Source organism: Amycolatopsis sp. A133, assembly GCF_031082405.1.
GTDB lineage: Bacteria > Actinomycetota > Actinomycetes > Mycobacteriales > Pseudonocardiaceae > Amycolatopsis.
Genome location: NZ_JAVHJU010000034.1, coordinates 180,088 through 199,250 on the forward strand (window position 1 = coordinate 180,088; position 19,163 = coordinate 199,250).

Annotated in this window: 18 protein-coding genes; 8 read left to right on the forward strand and 10 right to left on the reverse strand. The window is 70.7% G+C overall.

From position 1 onward, the window contains the following. Positions 1 to 3: 3 nt before the first annotated feature. Positions 4 to 1,749, reverse strand: a complete 1,746-nt coding sequence (locus Q5425_RS22765) for an ABC transporter ATP-binding protein (protein WP_308674297.1) — start codon at positions 1,747 to 1,749, stop codon at positions 4 to 6. Then, on the reverse strand, positions 1,746 to 3,380 hold the full coding sequence (locus tag Q5425_RS22770) for an ABC transporter ATP-binding protein (RefSeq protein ID WP_308674298.1): 1,635 nt from the start codon (positions 3,378 to 3,380) through the stop codon (positions 1,746 to 1,748). The genes Q5425_RS22765 and Q5425_RS22770 overlap by 4 nt, the downstream gene beginning before the upstream one ends. A gap of 175 nt (positions 3,381 to 3,555) precedes the next feature. On the opposite strand from Q5425_RS22770, the gene purL reads away from it, so the two are divergent. After that, positions 3,556 to 5,862, forward strand: coding sequence for a phosphoribosylformylglycinamidine synthase subunit PurL (purL, locus tag Q5425_RS22775; RefSeq protein ID WP_396135215.1), 2,307 nt, complete (start codon positions 3,556 to 3,558; stop codon positions 5,860 to 5,862). 73 nt (positions 5,863 to 5,935) lie between these two features. Here the strand turns inward: purL and Q5425_RS22780 are convergent, their stop codons facing one another. The 5 genes from Q5425_RS22780 to Q5425_RS22800 all read right to left on the reverse strand — a co-directional run bounded on the left by Q5425_RS22780 (position 5,936) and on the right by Q5425_RS22800 (position 10,794). Continuing rightward, entirely contained in the window at positions 5,936 to 7,039 is a 1,104-nt protein-coding gene (locus tag Q5425_RS22780; RefSeq protein WP_308674299.1) for a pentapeptide repeat-containing protein, read from the reverse strand. A gap of 4 nt (positions 7,040 to 7,043) precedes the next feature. Next, positions 7,044 to 7,937 (reverse strand): hypothetical protein, encoded by an 894-nt coding sequence (locus Q5425_RS22785; protein WP_308674300.1) that lies wholly within the window; start codon positions 7,935 to 7,937, stop codon positions 7,044 to 7,046. 177 nt (positions 7,938 to 8,114) lie between these two features. Further along, the gene (locus tag Q5425_RS22790) at positions 8,115 to 8,984 is read right to left on the reverse strand and encodes a lysozyme (protein ID WP_308674301.1); all 870 of its coding nucleotides are present in this window, start codon (positions 8,982 to 8,984) and stop codon (positions 8,115 to 8,117) included. A 192-nt stretch (positions 8,985 to 9,176) separates the two neighbouring features. Next, entirely contained in the window at positions 9,177 to 10,001 is an 825-nt protein-coding gene (locus tag Q5425_RS22795; RefSeq protein ID WP_396135216.1) for a lysozyme, read from the reverse strand. Between the two features lie 88 nt (positions 10,002 to 10,089). After that, positions 10,090 to 10,794 carry a type VII secretion system-associated protein gene (locus Q5425_RS22800; protein ID WP_308674303.1) on the reverse strand — a complete coding sequence of 235 codons (705 nt, stop codon included), beginning with the start codon at positions 10,792 to 10,794 and terminating at the stop codon, positions 10,090 to 10,092. A gap of 56 nt (positions 10,795 to 10,850) precedes the next feature. Between Q5425_RS22800 and Q5425_RS22805 the strand changes: the two genes are divergently transcribed. Beyond that, a complete protein-coding gene (locus Q5425_RS22805) occupies positions 10,851 to 11,231 on the forward strand; it encodes a sterol carrier family protein (RefSeq protein WP_308674304.1) in 381 nt (126 codons plus the stop codon). A 65-nt stretch (positions 11,232 to 11,296) separates the two neighbouring features. Here Q5425_RS22805 and Q5425_RS22810 read toward each other — a convergent pair whose 3' ends face one another. Further along, positions 11,297 to 12,094 carry an SAM-dependent methyltransferase gene (locus Q5425_RS22810; protein WP_308674412.1) on the reverse strand — a complete coding sequence of 266 codons (798 nt, stop codon included), beginning with the start codon at positions 12,092 to 12,094 and terminating at the stop codon, positions 11,297 to 11,299. A 200-nt stretch (positions 12,095 to 12,294) separates the two neighbouring features. On the opposite strand from Q5425_RS22810, the gene Q5425_RS22815 reads away from it, so the two are divergent. From Q5425_RS22815 to arfB, 6 genes are all read left to right on the forward strand, one after another. After that, on the forward strand, positions 12,295 to 13,173 hold the full coding sequence (locus tag Q5425_RS22815; protein WP_308674305.1) for a helix-turn-helix transcriptional regulator: 879 nt from the start codon (positions 12,295 to 12,297) through the stop codon (positions 13,171 to 13,173). Positions 13,174 to 13,430: 257 nt separating this feature from the next. Further along, on the forward strand, positions 13,431 to 13,670 hold the full coding sequence (locus Q5425_RS22820; RefSeq protein ID WP_308674306.1) for a DUF397 domain-containing protein: 240 nt from the start codon (positions 13,431 to 13,433) through the stop codon (positions 13,668 to 13,670). After that, a complete protein-coding gene (locus tag Q5425_RS22825) occupies positions 13,657 to 13,962 on the forward strand; it encodes a hypothetical protein (protein ID WP_308674307.1) in 306 nt (101 codons plus the stop codon). Before Q5425_RS22820 ends, Q5425_RS22825 begins: the two co-directional genes overlap by 14 nt. Before the next feature lie 118 nt (positions 13,963 to 14,080). Then, positions 14,081 to 15,616, forward strand: coding sequence for an amidophosphoribosyltransferase (purF, locus tag Q5425_RS22830; RefSeq protein WP_308674308.1), 1,536 nt, complete (start codon positions 14,081 to 14,083; stop codon positions 15,614 to 15,616). Positions 15,617 to 15,645: 29 nt separating this feature from the next. Continuing rightward, positions 15,646 to 16,716 (forward strand): phosphoribosylformylglycinamidine cyclo-ligase, encoded by a 1,071-nt coding sequence (gene purM, locus Q5425_RS22835; RefSeq protein WP_308674309.1) that lies wholly within the window; start codon positions 15,646 to 15,648, stop codon positions 16,714 to 16,716. 48 nt (positions 16,717 to 16,764) lie between these two features. Beyond that, a complete protein-coding gene (gene arfB / locus Q5425_RS22840; protein WP_308674413.1) occupies positions 16,765 to 17,181 on the forward strand; it encodes an alternative ribosome rescue aminoacyl-tRNA hydrolase ArfB in 417 nt (138 codons plus the stop codon). On the opposite strand, the gene Q5425_RS22845 is transcribed toward arfB, so the two are convergent. Together Q5425_RS22845 and Q5425_RS22850 are read right to left on the reverse strand one after the other, a co-directional pair. Beyond that, complete coding sequence (locus tag Q5425_RS22845) at positions 17,178 to 17,924, reverse strand: GNAT family N-acetyltransferase (protein ID WP_308674310.1); 747 nt, start codon at positions 17,922 to 17,924, stop codon at positions 17,178 to 17,180. The two genes, arfB and Q5425_RS22845, sit on opposite strands and share 4 nt — an antisense overlap. A gap of 296 nt (positions 17,925 to 18,220) precedes the next feature. Further along, on the reverse strand, positions 18,221 to 19,129 hold the full coding sequence (locus Q5425_RS22850; RefSeq protein WP_308674311.1) for a Gfo/Idh/MocA family oxidoreductase: 909 nt from the start codon (positions 19,127 to 19,129) through the stop codon (positions 18,221 to 18,223). Between the last annotated feature and the right edge of the window lie 34 nt (positions 19,130 to 19,163).

Genomic DNA, 19,163 nt, shown 5'->3' on the forward strand with positions numbered 1-19,163 from the left:
GGACTAACTGGCCGCCGCCACCAGCCGCGCGTACGAGCCGCCCGCGGACAGCAGCTGCTCGTGCGGGCCCAGTTCGGTGATGCGGCCGCCCTCGACCACCGCGACCCGGTCGGCCGCCGCGGCCGTGTGCAGCCGGTGCGCGATCGCGATCACCGTGCGGCCCGACAGCACGCTGTTCAGCGACCGCTCCAGGTCCCGGGCCGAGCCGGTGTCCAGCAGCGACGTCGCCTCGTCGAGCACCAGCGTGTGCGGGTCCGCCAGCACCACCCGGGCCAGCGCCAGCTGCTGCGCGATCGCCGCGGGCACCGGGTGCTCGCCCGAACCCAGCTTCGTGTCCAGCCCGGAAGGCAGCGTCGCCACCCAGTCCGACGCACCCGCCGAGGCGAGGGCGGCGAGGAGCTCGTCGTCCGTCCAGTCCCCACCCTCGCGCCGCGTCGGCAGCGCCAGGTTCTGCCGCAGCGTCCCGGAGAACACGTGGTGCTCCTGGGTCAGCAGCAGCACCTCGCCGCGCAGGACGTCGTCGGCCAGTCCCGACACGTCCTGGCCGCCGATCCGGACCGAGCCCGACGACGGCGCCGCGATGCCGGCCAGCAGCCGCCCGAGCGTCGACTTGCCCGCGCCGGACGGCCCGACGATCGCCAGCCGCTCGCCGCGCGGCACGCGCAGGTCGATGCCGTGCAGCACCTCGCGGTCGGCGGTGTAGCCGAACCGGACGCCGTGGACGTCGATGTCGCGCCCGCGCGGCACCTCGGTCACCTTCTGCGCGTCCTCGACCGTGACCGACCGGACACCGAGGATCCGGCGCGCCGCGGCCGCCGCGACCTGCAGGTCCTCCAGCCAGAACAGCGCCTCGTTGAGCGGGGCCGCCAGCGCCTGGACGTACAACAGCACCGTGGTGATCTCGCCGAGCCCGGCCCAGCCGCGCGAGTACGCGAACAGCCCGAGCGGCAGCATGACCGCCAGCGGCAGCACGTAGCTGATCTCCAGCGACGGCAGCCACCGCAGCTGCAGCGCCCGCATCCGGCGTTCACCGAGGATGCTCTCGTCCAGCGCGTGGTGCGCGGCGTCGATCCGCCGCTCGGTCAGCCCGAGCGCCTCGACCGTGCGCGCGCCCTCCGCCGTCTCGTGGACGCTGGTGGTCAGGTCCGCCCACCGGTCGAGCATCCACTGCATGACCGACGGGATCCGCCGCTGGTACCAGACGTTCACCGGGACCAGCAGCGGCAGCGCGACCAGCAGGCCCAGCGCCAGCAGCGGCGACGTCAGCACCATCGCGACCACCGTGAACACCACGGTCACGGCCGCGACCAGGATCTCCGGCGCCGCGAACCGCGCCGCGTGGTCGATCCGGCCGAGGTCGGTGGTGGCCCGGCTGAGCAGGTCGCCCGTCCCGGCCGCCTCGACCGTACCGAGCGGCAGCTGCAGCGCCGTCCCGACGAACTCCTCGCGCGTCTCGGCCAGCACCAGCTCGCCGAACACCGCGCCGCGCATCCGCGCGACCTTCCGCGCCAGCGCCTGCAGCACGAGGATCGCGACGAACACCGCCGCCAGCACGTCGACGTGCCCGGTCGTGGTGCCGGCGGCGACGTCGTCGACGAGCGTGCCGAGCAGCTGCGGCCCGGCCAGCCCGATCAGCGTGGCCACCGCCAGAGAGCCCAGCAACAGGCCGAACTCGCGTTTGTGGCCCAGCGCCGTCTTCAGCGCCCAGCGCCGGACGTCCTGCCGGGACGCCGTGGGAAGCCGTTTCACACCGTCACCACCTTCGCCGTGAAAACCTCATCGGCCACGTGTGTCCACAAGGGACTCTGGCTGAACACCACCGTCGTCCGGCCCCGCCGCAGTGCGGCGACGCGTTCGGTGATGCGTGCCTCCGTGTGCGCGTCGACCGCCGACGTCGGCTCGTCGAGCACCAGGACGTCGGCGCCGGTCGCCAGCGCGCGGGCCAGGTTCAGCCGCTGCCGCTGGCCGCCGGAGACCTCGCGGCCGCGCTCGCCGATCACCTCGTCGACGCCGTCGGGCAGCGCGTCGACGATGTCGTCGGCGTCGGCCGCGTACAGCGCTTCGGTGAGGCTGACATCGCTCGGCCGCGCCGGCGCCAGCTGCTCGCGCAGCACGCCCGAGAACCAGATGTCCTGGTTGTGCGCGTAGACGATCCGCCGCCGCAGCTCCGCGAGCGCGACCTGGTCCGCCCGGACCCCGCCGACCAGCACCTCTTCGCCCTCGGCCGGATCGGCGAACCGCGCCAGCCGGTCGGCCACCGCTTCGCCGTCGGCACCGAAGTCGACGACCGTCAGCCTGCCGGGCGCGACCCGGATCCCGGATTCGGTGTCCACCAGTTCCAGCGGCCCCTCGGGCAGCGGCACCGGCGTTTCCGGGTCCGCCAGCTTCGGGCGGATGGCCAGCAGGGCGACCACCTTCCGCGCGGCGACCAGGCCGGAGGTGATCGAGCCGACCGCCTCCGTCGCCGCGGTGACCGGCCAGATGAGGAACGCCGAAACGCCGTAGAACGCCACCAGCTGCCCGAGGCCGATCTCGCCGGCCACGGCCAGCCGCGCGCCCAGCCAGGTGATCACCACGGTGACCAGGCCGGGCAGCGCGATTTCCGCCGCGGCCAGCCACGCCTCGGCCTTCCCGACCTCGATGCCGGCCCGGCGCACCCGCTGGCTCGTGTCGCGGAAGCGAGCGAAGAACCGCCGCTCACCGCCGATGCCGCGCAGGATCCGCAGGCCGGACACGATGTCCGCGCCGAGCGCGTTGACGTCCCCGCGCTTCTCGCGCTGGGCGGACTTGCGCTTCTGCAGCGGCGCGAGCAGCGGCCCGATGCCCAGCACCGCGAGCGGCACACCGACCAGCGCGACCACGCCGAGCAGCGGCGACGTCGAGATCAGCCACACCGCCACCACGACGAACGCCAGCAGCGAACCGAACGCCCGTCCGGTCATCTCGACGGTGTTGCCGATGTGGTTGATGTCCGTCGTGCTGATCGCGACGAGGTTCCCGGTGGTCGTCTGTTCTCGCAGGGCCGCGCCGGCGCGCGTGGTGTGCGCCGACACGGCCCGCTGCGTCGAGCCCGCGCCGTGCAGCCACAGGCCGTAGTTGAGGAAGTGCAGCCAGGTCCCGGACAGCGTCTGCACGACACCGAGCGCGGCCGCGGCCAGCGCCCAGCGCCAGACCGCGGCGCCGTCGTGCGCGCTGACGGCCCCGATGCCCTGGCCGATCACCAGCGGCACCAGCGCACCGGGCAGGGCCCAGACGACCCCGATCGCGGCCGCACCGAGCACCGAGCCGAGCCGGGCCCGGAACACGGCGAGCAGGAAGCGGCTCGCGGTCGGCCGTGCGGGCAGCCGCAGCGGCGGAAAGGGGTACGTGGCGGAAAGCACGATCCCCGACGTTAAGCCGACTCCGGGATGAAGGCGACCGATTTTCGCCCCGCCCAGGCCCCGAGCGCCCCAACTGGGGCGCTCGGGTGTCGCCTCCATCACACCTGTCGCGGGCCGTCCGGGTTCGGTGGCCCAGTGTCCGGGGCGGCACCCGGCGGCACGTATCCTGACGGCCGTGGCGAACCCTGACACGGACACCGTGACCAGCACCGTTGACACCACCGAGCGCGCCGGGGCGACCCCGGAGCAGACCCAGCCCTACCGCGAGCTCGGGCTCGCCGACGACGAGTACGCCCGCATCCGGGAAATCCTCGGCCGCCGGCCCACCGACGCGGAGCTGGCGATGTACTCGGTCATGTGGAGCGAGCACTGCTCGTACAAGTCGTCGAAGAAGCACCTGCGCTACTTCGGGGAGACCGCCACCGACGAGATGAAGGCCAAGATGCTGGCCGGCATCGGCGAGAACGCGGGCGTCGTCGACATCGGCGAGGGCTGGGCGGTCACCTTCAAGGTGGAGAGCCACAACCACCCGTCCTATGTGGAGCCGTACCAGGGCGCCGCGACCGGGGTCGGCGGCATCGTCCGCGACATCATGGCGATGGGCGCGCGGCCGCTCGCCGTCGCCGACGCGCTGCGCTTCGGCCCGGCCGACGCCCCCGACACCAAGCGCGTGCTGCCCGGTGTGGTCGCCGGCGTCGGCGGCTACGGCAACTGCCTCGGCCTGCCGAACATCGGCGGCGAGCTGGTGTTCGACCCGTCCTACTCGGGCAACCCGCTGGTGAACGCCCTGTGCGTCGGCGCGATGCGCGTCGAGGACCTGCACCTGGCGTTCGCGTCCGGCACCGGCAACAAGATCATCCTGTTCGGCGCGCGCACCGGCCTCGACGGCATCGGCGGCGTTTCCGTACTGGCGAGTGACACCTTTTCGGGTGACGAGTCGTCGGGCGGCCGCAAGAAGCTGCCGAGCGTCCAGGTCGGCGACCCGTTCACCGAGAAGGTGCTCATCGAGTGCTGCCTCGAGCTGTTCGCCCAGGACCTCGTGGTCGGCATCCAGGACCTCGGCGGCGCCGGGCTGTCCTGCGCGACGTCGGAGCTGGCCGCGGCCGGCGACGGCGGCATGCACATCTACCTCGACCGGGTTCCGTTGCGCGCCACCGGGATGACCCCCGCGGAGGTGCTCTCCAGCGAGTCGCAGGAGCGCATGTGCGCGGTCGTCTCGCCGGAGAACGTCGAGGCGTTCATGAAGGTTTGCGAAAAGTGGGACGTCATCGCGACCGACATCGGCGAGGTCACCGACGGCGAGCACCTGGTCATCACCTGGCACGACGAGGTCGTCGTCGACGTCCCGGCGCACACGGTGGCCCACCAGGGCCCGGTGTACGACCGGCCGATCGAGCGACCGTCCACTCAGGACGCCCTGATCGCCGACACCTCCGCGAAGCTGCCGCGTCCGTCTACTCCGGACGAACTGCGCGCGGACGTGCTGAAGCTGATCTCGTCGCCGAACCAGGCGTCCAAGGAATGGGTGACGTCGCAGTACGACCGGTACGTGCGCGGCAACTCCGTGCTGGCGCAGCCGTCGGACTCCGGCATGATCCGGATCGACGAGTCGTCCGGCCGCGGCGTCTCGGTGGCGACGGACTGCAACAGCAAGTTCGTGTACCTGGACCCGTACCGCGGCGCGCAGCTGGCGCTGGCGGAGGCGTACCGCAACGTGGCGACGGGCGGGGCGACGCCGGTCGCGGTGTCGGACTGCCTGAACTTCGGCGCCCCCACCGATCCGGGCGTCATGTGGCAGTTCGAGCAGGCGGTCCACGGCCTCGCGGACGGCTGCGTCGAGCTCGGCATCCCGGTCACCGGCGGCAACGTCAGCTTCTTCAACCAGACCGGTGACACGGCGATCCTGCCGACGCCGGTGATCGGCGTCCTCGGCGTGATCGACGACGTGACCCGCCGCATCCCGACGGGCATCGGCGCGGAGGCGGGCGAAACCCTGCTGCTGCTGGGCGAAACGCACGACGAGCTGGACGGCTCGGCGTGGGCCCGCGAGCTGCACGGCCACCTCGGCGGTGTGCCCCCGCGCGTGGACCTCGCCCGCGAAAAGCTGCTGGCGGAGATCCTGGTGGCGGGTTCCCGCGACGGCATGATCTCGGCGGCCCACGACCTCTCCGACGGCGGCCTGATCCAGACACTGGTCGAGACGGTCCTGATCGGACAGTGCGGCGCCCGGGTCTTCCTGGACAGCGACCAGGACCCGTTCGTGCAGCTGTTCTCCGAGTCGGCGGGCCGGGTGCTGGTGGCGGTCCCGCGCACGGAAGAACTCCGCTTCACGGAGATGTGCACCGCGCGCGGCCTGCCGTGGCGCAAGACCGGTGTCGTGGACCCGGATTCGGGCCGGCTGGAGCTGCAGGGCATCACGGAGTTCACGCTCGACGAGCTGCGCGGAGCCTGGGAGAGCACCCTCCCGGCCCTGTTCGGCTGAGAACTGTGGACAGCTGACCGGAGGGCACCGATTCCTGTCGGTGCCCTCCGCTAGCGTGGGAAACGGGGGCTGCTCAGCCCGCTTCGGCGACGATCCGGGCGTCCCCGTCACGCAGCTCTTCGGTGGCCCAGCTCGGCGGTAGCCGGATGTCTTTCTCGGCGAGCACCTTCGTGTTGTACAAGGAGATCTGCGCGGGCAGCTCGGCGAATCGCAGGTCGGTCTGGCCCCGGAAGCAAGCCCGCCGCAGATCGAGGGAGCCGGTGGCCTTCACTCCGGTGAACAGCGCGTCGCCGGCGAACTCCGCGTCTTTGAACTTGGTCGGTCCGGAGAAAGTTGTCTCGGAGAAGTCGGCGAGCTCGGCGAAGTGGGTTCCGCTGAACCAGGCGTGGCTTTCGAACACTGCTCCCCGGCAACGGAAGTTGCCGATCAGCCGGCCGTCTCCGGTGCCTGCGGCGGTGAAGTACACGCGGCCGGTGAACCGGCACCCGTTGAGGTTCGTGCTGCTGTGCAGGGCTGCGTACCGCAGCAGCATCCCGCCGATCCTGCGTCCCGCGAGGTCGAGGTATTCGAGAACGGCGCCGGTGAGATCGAGGTCGTAGTCCGGCGCATCCGGCAGCTCGGTGGCCGGGAGCAGATCCTTGAGCAGCCGCTGCGCGGTCAGGCGTACCTGGAGTTCCTGCTCCTGTTCGGGATCACCTCGAGTGTCGCTGCGGACGTGCCGATCCAGGTCGGCCGCGTACCGCGGGTGCTCGAACGGCCGCCGCAGGTACGAGCACAGCACGTCCAGCACCGTCTGCGTGTAGGCCGGCCTGCTCCGCGCCAACCCCGCCAACGCGTGCAAAGCCCCCACCCGGACCTGGTCGGCCGCGTGCCCGAGCAGCTCGACCGCCTTCGCGAACCGCTCGTCGGCCACGCGCTCGCGGTCCTGTTCCGCGCGCTGGGCCTCGAGTTCGTGCCGCTGCCGCTCGATGTCCTGGCGCCGCTCCTCGACCCGGCGGCGCCGGTCGTTGAGCCACAGTGCGTACAGGGCCACGATCGCGCCGCCGGCGAGGCCGCCCGTCTTCAGCGCGTCGCTGCGGCTGGTGGCGGGGTCGGCCAGCAGCCAGCCGCCGACCCCGAGCAGCAGCGCCACCGACGCGAGGAACGTCCACGCCAGCGGCGATCGCCAAAGCTTCACGGCCTCAGGACACCAGCATGGTGCTGACGCAGAAGCCCTTTTTGTCGAAGTTGGTCGCGCTCAGCGTGCCCTTGACCGGCTTGCCGGCCGACGTTCCGGTGACTTCGCCCTCGACCAGGTACTTGTCGGCGGGCACGTCGCCGAGCTGCAGCTGCAGCGGCGGCTTGAGGAACGTCTCGAGCCACGAGCTGAGCAGGTCCTTCGAGTCGGCGCAGCCCAGCGCGACGGCTCCGGCGTTGTCGCCCGCGTTCAGCTTGGTGATGAAGCCCTGCAGCACGGCCTTGGCGTCCGAGCTGCCGTCGCCGCTCGGCGTCGACGGTTTTGTGGCCGTCGGCCTCTTGGACGTCGACTTCGGCGTCGTCGGCTTGGCGGACGTGCTCGACGACGGGGCGGCGGCCGTGTTGGTGTCGTCCTTCGAGAGGAAGAACCCCGGTGCGACGAAGCCCGTGATGCCGACCAGGGCGAGCACGACGACCACGGCGGCGCCGATGGCGATCCACATCCCGGTCTTGCTCTTCTTCGGCGGCGCGGGCGGCCCGCCGAAGCCCTGCGAGTAACCGCCGGTCGCCGGGTCCCAGCCGGACACCTGGCCCGCCGCGTTCGGGTCCCAGGCCTGCTGGCCGTACTGCTGCGCGTTCGGGTCCGCCCACGCCGACTGCTGCTGCTGCTGCGCGTACGGGTCACCCCACCCCGGCTGCGGGTTCGCCGGGAAGCCGCCCGAGGCCGGCGGGTAGCCCTGCTGCTGGTTCGGGTCCCAGCCCTGCGGGTACTGCTGCGTCGGATAGGGCTGCTGCTGCTGGTTGGGGTCCCAGCCGCCCTGCTGCGGGTAGCCGCCGGAGTGCGGCTGGCCGTACGGGTCGGGCTGACCGGGCTGGCCCGGCTGAGGCGGGTAGGTCATCGTTCCATGCCTTCCGGGCGCTTGGGAGTTCGTGCGCTTCCGACGTCCGGTGGAGGCGTGCGGTTCCCCCAGGACGTGGCTGCAGCATTCTGCAAGCTCGGACGGTACGGCATGGAACCGGCTCCCGGTCGTGCCGACGCGAAGCCGGCACGATCCGGGAGCCGGGTCGGGGGTGGGTCAGCCGTTGGCGAGTGCCTGGAGCCGGTCGTAGGCACCGTTGAAGGTGTCCTGGTCGAGCGGGCTCGAGGTGTACTGCCAGACGGTGTAGAAGCCCCAGTTGTAGGGCAGGGTGCCGACCGACGACGAGTACCGCGCGACCCAGAGGGGGGCCGTGCTGGAGAAGTCACCGCTCACGCAGCTGCTCCACCAGGTCGTCGACGTGTAGATCACCGGGTAGCGGCCGGTCAGGGAGTGGTACGTGTCGTGGAAGTCGAGGATCCACGACGTCATCCCCGCCTTGCTCAGCCCGTAGCAGGTCGCGCCGTACGGGTTGTACTCCATGTCCAGCGCGCCGGGCAGCGTCCGGCCGTCCTTCGACCAGCCGCCGCCGTGGGCGACGAAGTACCGGGCCTGCGCCGCGCCGCTCGAGGTGTTCGGCGTGGCGAAGTGGTAGGCGCCGCGGATGAAGCCCTGGTTGTAAGAGCCGTTGTACTGCTGCGCGAAGTAGGGGTTGGTGTAGCTGGTGCTCTCCGTGGCCTTGGTCCACACGAACCGCTTGCCTTGGTTCCACCAGTTCGCCCAGTCGACGTTGCCCTGGTAGCCGGCGACGTCCATGCCGGCCACGGTGGCCAGCACCTGGCCGGGGATGGCCTGGCCGGGCTGCGGCTGCTGCGCCGCCTGCTGCGTGTCCGGGGTGGACTTGTCGCCTTCGACGCGCCGGATCTGCGACCCCAGCTCGTGGTTGTTCTGCGCGATGTCCGCGTTGATCGCGGCCACGGGGTCGACTTCGGGGGAGAAGGTCGCCGCCTGGGCCGTGCTGCCGAGCAGGAGCAGCGTGGCCGGGACGACCAGGGCAGCGAACAGCCGCCCTCTTCGGGATGTGGACATCGTTGAATCCCTTCACGGATACCCTCGCGGTGAGCGGCTTACTGCAGGTAGCCGCCCGTGCACGATTGTTAGGGACGAAGTGCCGTTTGTCACTCAGTTCCGTGAAATTGGGTATACGTGTGGGTGATTTTCCCGGGAACTTGATCGTTAATTGGTGACAGGTTAACACCTATTATTGGAACGTTGGGCCGTTCAGCCCAGCGCCAGGGCGAGCAGCCGGTCCGCCGGGCCGTTGAACCAGTTCTGGTCGCCGGGCAGGGTGCCGCGGTCGGCGAACTGCCAGATCGTGTGGATGCTCCAGCCGGACGGCAGCTCGCCGATGAAGGTGTTGTAGCGCGCGATCCAGAGCGGGTTCGAGCCGAAACCGCCGTTGTTGGCGGTGCACCGCTTCCACCAGCTCGTCGACGTGTAGATCGTCGGGAACCGGCCGGTCGCCGCCCGGTAGGTGTCGGAGAAGCCGCGGATCCAGGCGACCATGCCCGCGGCGTCCTTGCCGTAACACGTTTCGCCGTAGGGGTTGTACTCCACGTCGAGCGCGCCGGGCAGCGTCCGGCCGTCCCTCGACCAGCCGCCGCCGTGGGCCAGGAAGTACCGCGCCTGCGACGCGCCGTCGGAGATGTCCGGCCGCGCGAAGTGGTAGGCACCGCGGATCAGGCCGACGCTGTAGGAGCCGTTGTACTGCTGCGCGAACTGCGGGTTCCGGAATCCGGTGCCCTCGGTCGCCTTGACGTAGACGAACTTGGCGCCCGATCCCGCCGCGCCGGGCCAGTCGACCGGGCCCTGGTGCCCGCTGACGTCGTGGCCGAGCTGCTGGTCGTCCCCGCCGTACAGCAGGTCGGGGGTCTCGCCGACGCCCTCGGCCGCGGCGATCTGCGAACCCGCGTAGTGGTCCTCCGCGCCGGCGTAGGGGTCGTCGGCCTTCGCCGGCGCCTGCCCGGCCACGAGGAGGACGGACGCGAGGACGGCGGCGAAGGGCAGCGAACGTCTTTTCACCCTCTTGCTCCCCACCGATCTCATGAGACTTCTCCAGTCTCACGATGCACCGGCCTCGCCGGATCGGCGAATTGGCGAATCGATGATCACTCGATGGGGTGGGACCCGCAGGTCAGCGGCGTTCTTCGGCGATGGCCTTCATCAGGTGCTCCGCCGGCACGACGGCCGTGATGAGGTCGTGCGGGTTGATCGCGACGGGGTGTCCGCCGAGCAGGCCGACGATGTCGCGGCCGAGCACGGCCCGCGCGTGCGGCCACTCGCGCGGCACCAGCGCCTTGCGGGTGTAGGCGGGCACCATGACCCGGCCGTCGGTGTTGTGGAAACCGATGACCGTCCGCTGCACCGGCGACATCGCGTAGACGAACAGCGTCGCGTCGAGGACGACCTTCGGCAGGTCCGACGGCGGGCGGTGCTCGGTGCGGACGAGCTGCAGCAGGTGCTCGAGATCGTTCGCCGGGTCCGGGAAGCCGAGCGCCTTGGGCGAGGGCCGGTAGCGGTCGTTGGGGTGGAAGTCGGCGACGACGTCGCCGGCGGCGTTCACCGGGTAGGCGCCGACGACCGCCCACGACGGCACCGGGCCGTTGGGGTCGAAGGCCTCGTCGATGACGTAGAGCCAGCTGTCGGGGTTGGCGCGGGCGTTCGAGCGCATCTCCGCGGTGATCTCGGGCGTGCCGTGCTTGCCGGAGCGCCGCGCCTGACTGCCGTCGCGCCGCGCGGCGCGGTTGGGTTTGCCGTGCCTGCCGGGGCGATCGGCTCCGCTTCCGGTGGGCTGCTGCGAAACCATCCGATCCGCCTCGTCCCGCTGCGCCATCGTCATCCCCAGGTTCTCGGGTGTGCCTGCCAGGTCTTGGTGCGCCACTCTACTGTTTGCCCATGGCCTCTTCGCGTTCGGTCGACCCCGGACAGTTACGTGCGGCGGTGCTGGCGATTTCCCCGTGGCTGCAGGAGGGTGCGCCCGCTCCCGCGCGCCCGGAACTGGCCGCGGCGGTGCGCCTGTCCCTGCGCGCACTGGCGGCGGACGCACCGGGCCGGACGGTCGAGGTGCGGGTGCCGCCGTTCGCCGCGGTGCAGTGCGTGGCGGGCCCGCGGCACACCCGCGGCACCCCGCCGAACGTGATCGAGACCGACCCGCGCACGTGGCTCGAACTCGCCACCGGGCAACTGGACTGGACCACGGCCGTCGCGGACGGCCGGGTGTCCGCGTCGGGCACCCGGGCCGACCTCTCCCACTGGCTCCCCCTGCTCCGCGTCTGACGCTCGTGAGTGGTAAGGCGGGTTAGAACCCGCCTTACCACTCACGACCGGCAGCGGGACTTGGGCTACGGCTTGCGGCCGATCCCGCCGGCGATGGTCCGCTGGGCCACGTTGAGCTCCTTGAGCCGCGGGCCGTCCGGCCACCAGTCGGCGCACCGGACCACGCCCGGGGGAATCATTTCGAGACCGGGGAACAGGTTCTCGATTTCCTTCTGCGTCCGGAAGGTGCCCGAGCCCATCGGGCTGTGCAGGAAGAAGTCCTCCATCCGGCGGGCCGTCGCGGAGTCCTCGTCCTCGGGGTCGAAGAAGTGGGAGATCGCCACGAACGAGCCCGGCGGCAGCGCGTCGACGTACTCCTTCATGATTTCCGCCGGCCGTTCCTCGGCGCCGTTGAAGTGGTGCAGCGTGCCCATCTGGAGGAGGGCGACCGGTTCCGAGAAGTCGATGTGCTGGCGGACGACCTCGTTTTCGAGGATCCGCTGCGGCTCGAAGATGTCCTCGGCGACGAAGTGGGTGTTCTCGTTTTCTTCGAGCAGCGCGCGGCCGTGGGCGAGCACGACCGGGTCGTTGTCGACGTAGACGACCCGGATGTCCGGGTTGATCCGCTGGACGACCTGGTGGGTGTTCTCGGCGGTCGGGAGGCCGGAGCCGCAGTCGAGGAACTGGGTGATGCCGGTCTGGCTGGCCAGGAAGCGGCAGGCGCGGATCAGGAAGCCACGGTTTTCGAACGCGAGGTCCTGTGCCTCCGGGGCGGCCTTCTGCACCTTGTGCAGGACCTCCCGGTCGATCTCGTAGTTGTCCTTCCCGAGCAGGAATGCGTCGTACACGCGCGCGATGCTCGCTCGGGTCGGGTCGACCCCCACGGGAACTCGTTCGGTCCGGGTCGCGGCGTCGGGCATGGTGAACCTCGCAAGTTTTGTGTCGAAAATCTCGTACTCTACGTAGAGTAGGACTCCACACGCACGCGGTAAACCGGGTCACCTCTTTGCGCAGGACGGCCCAACGTGTACTTTCGGTAGTCGGGCTAGAACCCCCTGGTGACGTGAGCGCGGAAGGTCCGGGAATGAACGCGGTGAACGCGTCCGCAGGTGAACAGAACATCGGCCCCACTGCGCGCCGAATGATCTTGGGCTCGCAGCTTCGCCGGCTCCGTGAAGAGGCCGGCATCACCCGCCAGCAGGCCGGTTACAACATCCGTGGCTCCGAGTCGAAGATCAGCCGTCTCGAGCTGGGCCGCGTCGGGTTCAAGGAACGCGACGTCACCGACCTGCTGACGATGTACGGCGTCGACGACCCGACGGAGCGCCGGGCGTTCCTCGACATGGTCAAGCAGTCGAACGAGCCGGGCTGGTGGCGGCGCTTCGGCGACACCATGCCGAACTGGTTCACCGACCTCGTCGGCCTCGAAGAAGCTGCGGCGCGAATCCAGATCTGGGAGCCGCTCTACGTTTCGGGCCTGCTTCAGATCGAGCCGTACGCGCGGGCGATCTTCAGCCACGGACGTTCGGAGATGGCCGACGAGCGGGTCGACCAGCTGGTCGCGCTGCGGATGCGGCGCCAGAAGATGTTCAGCAGGCCGGACGCGCCGCGGGTGTGGATGGTGCTCGACGAGTCGGTGCTCTATCGCCCGATCGGGGGCGTGAAGGTCCTCAAGCAGCAGATCGAATACCTGCTCGAGATGAGCGCCCTGCCGCACGTGTCGATCCAGGTCCTGCCGTACACGCGCAGCGGCCTGTCCGCGGAGCACGCGTTTTCGCTGCTGCGGTTCGGCGAACCGGAACTGCCGAACATCGCCTACGTCGAGTACATGACCGGTGCGCACTACATCGAAAAGCGCGAAGAGATCGAGAAGTACAGCCGCGCGCTGGACATGCTGGCGGTCGACGCGGAGACGCCCGAGCGGAGCCGGTCGATGCTCGCGAAGCGCCGTCAGGAGATCTAGCAGCCCTTCGCCTGCGCGTCGCAGGCCAGTTTTGTCTTAGTGAACGGTAACCAGCAGTAGCCATTACGCCATTCGTGCGCATGCCTGTCACCTGATAGGTTAACGGCAGGCTGACTTTTCTAACCGTCCGCGAACTTTGCAAGAAATTCTGCACGTGCATTTACCGTTGCAGTCACACGTGCTAGCCTCGGATACGCGGGCAAATGCACATGCATCTGCATTGCCCGCTGGAGCTTTCCGCATCGAGAGGTGGGAACATGGCTGAGCGATTCGAGAACGGCATCCCGGCCGATCGGCTGTCCGGTGCCGAGTGGCGCAAGGCGAGCTACAGCGGTGCATACGGCAACTGCGTCGAAGTCGCGCCGCTGTCCAGCGGGGAGATCGCGATGCGCAACTCGCGGTTCCCGACCGGCCCGGCGCTCGTGTACACGCGCGCCGAGATGGCGGCGTTCCTGGCGGGCGCCAAGGACGGTGAATTCGACGATGTCCTCGGCTGAGGCCATCGCCCCCGTCATCGACATCGACACCGGACTGCAGGAGCTGGTGGCCCGCGGCTACCAGTTCGTCCACCCCGCCGACGAACGCGGTGAGGTCCTCGCCGTCGTCGGCGTGCGGGTGCACGACGACGTCGTGGACGTGGTCCGGCTCAACGCCGAAGACGACGTCGTGGCGACCAGGATGCCCGGCTCCGAAGAGAACATCTTCGAGCCGGAGCGGTGGCTTTGGCGCCGCCGCGGGGAAGGTGCTCAGGTGCTGGCGGAGATCCTCTCGCTGCCGGATGCGTGCTGAACGTGCGAACTCGCGGGCCTCGTCCGAAGTGGTCAGTGCCACGTCGGGCGGGGCCTGGCTCAGGACCGGACCGTCTACACTGAAACCGGCCTGACCACGTCTTCCCAGGAGCTCCTCGGTGGTTTCCGACCCGCAAGTCGTGTCCGACCAGCCTGACCCGGAACCCCGTGAGGAGTGTGGCGTCTTCGGCGTCTGGGCTCCCGGGGAAGAAGTCGCGAAGCTGACCTACTACGGCCTCTACGCCCTGCAGCACCGCGGGCAGGAGGCCGCCGGCATCTCCGTCTCCGACGGCTCCCAGATCGTGGTCTTCAAGGACCTCGGCCTGGTCAGCCAGGTGTTCGACGAGCAGATCCTGCAGTCGCTGCAGGGGCACATCGCCGTCGGGCACTGCCGGTACTCGACCACCGGCGCGACCATCTGGGAGAACGCGCAGCCGATCTTCCGCACCACCGCGACCGGCAGCGGCCTCTCCTTCGCGCACAACGGCAACCTCGTCAACACGGCCGAGCTGCGCGAACGCACCATCGAAGCGGGCCTGAAGCCGCACGCGGGTCTCACCGGCTCCTCGAGCGACTCCGACCTGATCTGCGGCCTGCTCGCCGCGAACGCCGCCGACAAGGGCATCGAGGCCGCCGCCATGGAGCTGCTGCCGACCCTGAAGGGCGCCTTCTGCCTGGTGTTCGCCGACGAGAACACGCTCTACGCGGCCCGTGACCCGCACGGCGTGCACCCGCTGGTGCTCGGCAGGCTCGAGCGCGGCTGGGTCGTCTCGAGCGAGACGGCGGGCCTCGACATCGTCGGTGCGTCCTTCGTCCGCGAGGTCGAGCCCGGCGAGCTGATCGCGATCGACGCCGCCGGCCTGCGCTCCTCGCGGTTCGCGAACCCGGACCCCAAGGGCTGCGTCTTCGAATACGTCTACCTCGCCCGCCCCGACACCACGATCGCCGGCCGCGGGGTGCACGCCACCCGCGTCGAGATCGGCCGCCGGCTCGCCTCCGAGCAGCCGGTCGAAGCCGACCTGGTCATGCCGGTGCCGGAGTCGGGCACCCCGGCCGCGATCGGGTACGCGCAGGGCTCCGGCATCCCCTACGGCACCGGCCTGGTGAAGAACGCCTACGTCGGGCGCACGTTCATCCAGCCGTCGCAGACCATCCGCCAGCTGGGCATCCGGCTCAAGCTGAACCCGCTGCGCGACGTCATCCGCGGCAAGCGCCTGGTCGTGGTGGACGACTCGATCGTCCGCGGCAACACCCAGCGCGCGCTCGTCCGGATGCTGCGCGAGGCCGGCGCGCTCGAGGTGCACGTCCGGATCGCGTCCCCGCCCGTGCGCTGGCCGTGCTTCTACGGCATCGACTTCGCCTCGCGGGCCGAGCTGGTCGCGAACGGCGTCGACCTCGACGGCATCCGGCGCTCGATCGGCGCCGACTCCCTGGGCTACATTTCCCTGGACGGCCTGGTCGCGGCGACGGAGCAGCCGAAGTCGCGGCTGTGCACCGCGTGCTTCTCCGGCGAGTACCCGATCCCGCTGCCGGAGGACGCGCTGATCGGGAAACACCTGCTCGAAAGCCTCGGTTCAACGGATGGCGCGGCAGTGTCTCCAGTCCCCGTCAGCCCCGCCGGGTACGGTGCCGAAGACGCCGTCCGGCGTCCCTAGCAGTCCTTCCAGTAGGGAGTCCTTCCACCGTGAGCGAGTCCACGAGCGCCACGTACGCCGCCGCCGGGGTCAGCATCGACGCCGGTGACCAAGCCGTCGAGCTGCTCAAGCCGCACGCCCAGCGGGCCACGCGCCCCGAGGTCCTGGGCGGCGTCGGCGGTTTCGCCGGGCTCTTCTCCCTGAAGCTCGACCGCTGGAAGGAGCCGGTGCTCGCGTCCTCCACCGACGGCGTCGGCACGAAGATCGCGATCGCGCAGGCGCTCGACAAGCACGACACCGTCGGCATCGACCTGGTCGCCATGGTGGTCGACGACCTGGTCGTGACCGGGGCCGAGCCGCTGTTCCTCCAGGACTACATCGCCGTCGGCAAGGTGCACCCGGAGAAGATCGCCTCCCTGGTCGGCGGCATCGCCGAGGGCTGCGTCCAAGCCGGCTGCGCGCTGCTCGGCGGCGAGACCGCGGAGCACCCGGGGATGATGGGCGAGCACGACTACGACATGTCGGCCACCGGCGTCGGCGTGGTCGAGGCGTCGCAGCTGCTCTCGCCGGAGAAGGTCCGCCCGGGTGACGTCGTGCTGGCCCTCGGCTCGTCGGGCCTGCACTCGAACGGCTACTCGCTGGCCCGGCACGTGCTGCTGGACATCGCCCGGATGCCGCTCGGCGGGCACGTCGAGGAGTTCGGCCGCACCCTCGGCGAGGAGATGCTCGAACCGACGCGGATCTACGCGAAGGACTGCCTGGCCCTCGCCGCCGAGACCGAGGTCCGGACGTTCGCGCACATCACCGGCGGCGGCCTGGAGGCGAACCTGGCCCGGGTCATGCCGCGCGGCCTGGTCGCCCGGCTCGACCGCGGCACGTGGACGCCGTCGGCGGTGTTCGCGTTGATCGGCCACCGCGGCAAGGTCGAGCGCGCCGAGCTGGAGAAGACGTTCAACATGGGCGTCGGCATGGTCGCGATCGTCGGCGCCGAAGACGTCGACCGGGCGCTGGCCATGCTCACCGCGCGGCACGTCCCGGCGTGGGTGCTGGGCGACGTCCAGCCGGCCGACGACGTCGACGGCCCCCGCGCGGTGCTCTCGGGTGACCACCCCCGGTTCTGAAACGCGGTTGCCCGCGGCTGTCACACTTGAGGGGTGGCAGCCGAGGACGTGGTGATCGGCTCCCGGTTCGTGATCCCGGGAGCCGAGTTGAGCGAGCGCTTTTCGCGCTCGTCCGGCCCCGGCGGGCAGGGCGTGAACACCACGGACTCGCGCGTGGAGCTGTCCTTTGACGTCGCCGCGTCGCCGTCGATCCCCGAACACCTGCGTGACCGGGTGCTGGCCGGGCTCGGCTCACGGCTGGTCGACGGCGTCCTCACGATCGCGGCCAGCGAACACCGCTCGCAGTTGCAGAACCGGGAGGCCGCGCGCGGCCGACTGGTGAACCTCCTGCTCGACGCGTCGGCCCCGCCGCCCGCCAAACGGCGCCCCACAAAACCGTCCCGCGGTTCGAAGGAGCGCCGCCTGGCGTCGAAGAAGCGCCGGAGCGACGTGAAGCGAGGCCGCTCCGGCCGCTTCGAGGACTAGCTCAGCGACAGGTGCACGCACTCGCCCGCCGGCCGGTAGCCGACGCGGGCGTAGACGTTCCCGATCCCCAGGTCACCGGGGGTGAGGAACGCCGTGTGGGCTCCGGCCTCGTGGACTTCGCGGGTGAGGTGCGCGGTGAGCGCCGCGGCGATCCCGCGGCCGCGGTACGGCTCGAGCACGGCGATCCCGGCGACCTCGGTGGTGCCGTCGACGATTTCGAGCGCGAGCCCGCCGCCGACCACCGTCTTCGTCGCGATGTCCTCCGCCAGGAGGTGCCGCACCCCGGCGCCGGCCTTCAGCTGTTCGACCTCTTCGTCGCCGATTTCGGCGGGTTCGCCGAACGCCGTGTTCTGCGCCGACCGCATGCGCCGGAAGTCCTCGCCGGACTCCGGCACGCGCAGCCGGATCCCCGCCGGAGCCGGCTGGTCGACCCGCTCGCCCGGCGCGCAGGTCATCAGCGGCACCCGCCGCTCGAGCTCGTACCCGGCCTCGACCAGCAGTTTCTCCAGGTCGGGGGCGATTTCGGTGAAGTACTCCAGCCGCGGGAGCAGGTCCCGCCGCCGGAAGGCCGCGGTCAGCGCGTCGATCTCGGCCGCCGTCGGCTTGGCGCTGTCGTCCGGGATCGCGTAGTTGAGCATCGGGTGGGCCGTGCCCGGCGAGTAGGTGGCGAGGAACGGGCCGACCCGCTCGGTTTCCCGGCCGCGCGGCGCCGTCGTGCGGACATAAGCCTGGATAGCAGACATTGCTGGGTTGGAGCCTTTCGAGAGCGTGTCAAGGAACCGCAGCCCCCAGACGGGGTGCGGGCGGGGCGCTGGGCGTCGGGCCTAGCGGGGGCCGACGCCGGAGACGGCGCCAGGCATAGGCAGTCATTCCTTGGACTCGAACGGGCTCTTCCCCGCCATGGTCGCACGGCGGGCAAGGGGTTTACCGGGCCGCGCACTGTCCACAGTGGATGCTGTGGACAACCCTGTGGATGAATTTTCCGGAAAAGCCGGTAACCCCTGCCGTGCAAGGGAAATCCGCGAAGGGTGCCTGTGTACTACTTCACGGCCAGTTGCCGCGCCTGCTCGAGCAGTGCCTGCAGGTGCAGACCTCGCCGGACGTCGCAGGGGTGCGTCGTCGTGCCGCTCGCGATCATCGCCGCGAAGTCGTCCAGCAGCGCGGTGTAGGACTCCTGCGCCGAGCCCGGTTTGCGCCCGAGCGTCCGGTAACCGTGCTGCCCCCAGACCGCGACCTCGACGACGGTCGGCTGCACCGGCAGCCGCAGCGAGAGCGTGGCCGTGCTGACCACACCGCCGTCGTGGGCCAGCATCAGGTGCCAGAGGTCGCCGGGGCTCTGCCGGGCCGCCACGACCTCGGTGATCGGGCCGAGCGCGGCGTCCAGCAGGTCGAGTGCGTGCGGGCCGATGTCGAACAGCGCGCCGCCGTCGTCCTGACGCCACTCCGAGGTGGCGTACTGGCCGCCGAGCAGGGCACCGGACAGCCAGCGCGCACCGCCGCCCGCCCAGCCGCCCGCCTGGGCGAGACCGGCGAGCCACTCCTGCGTCTGCGCCGAATAGCGCAGGGTCAGCATGACGAGCGCGGCCACGTCGGCGGTCGCGACGGCGTCGGCCAGCCGCCGCGCGCCGTCGAGGTCGGCAGCAATCGGCTTCTCCAGGATCAGGTGCTTCCCCGCTTCGGCCGCGCGCACGCCCAGCGCCGCCTGGATCGACGGCGGCACGGCGAACGCGACCGCGTCGACCTGCGCAAACAGTTCTTCGACGCTGGCGGCGGCCGTCGCGCAGTGCGTCTCCGCAAGCGCTTGCGCCGCCTCCGGCCGCCGGGCCCAGACCGCGGTCAGCGCCGTGCCGGGGTGATCCGCCAGTCCTGGCGCGTGCACCGTCGTCGCCCACGGGCCGGCGCCGATTAGGCCGACGCGCAGCTGTCCGTCCGCGATGAGCTGTCCCACGGCCCGCAGTCTAGGTGTGTCCCGCGTCGCGCCG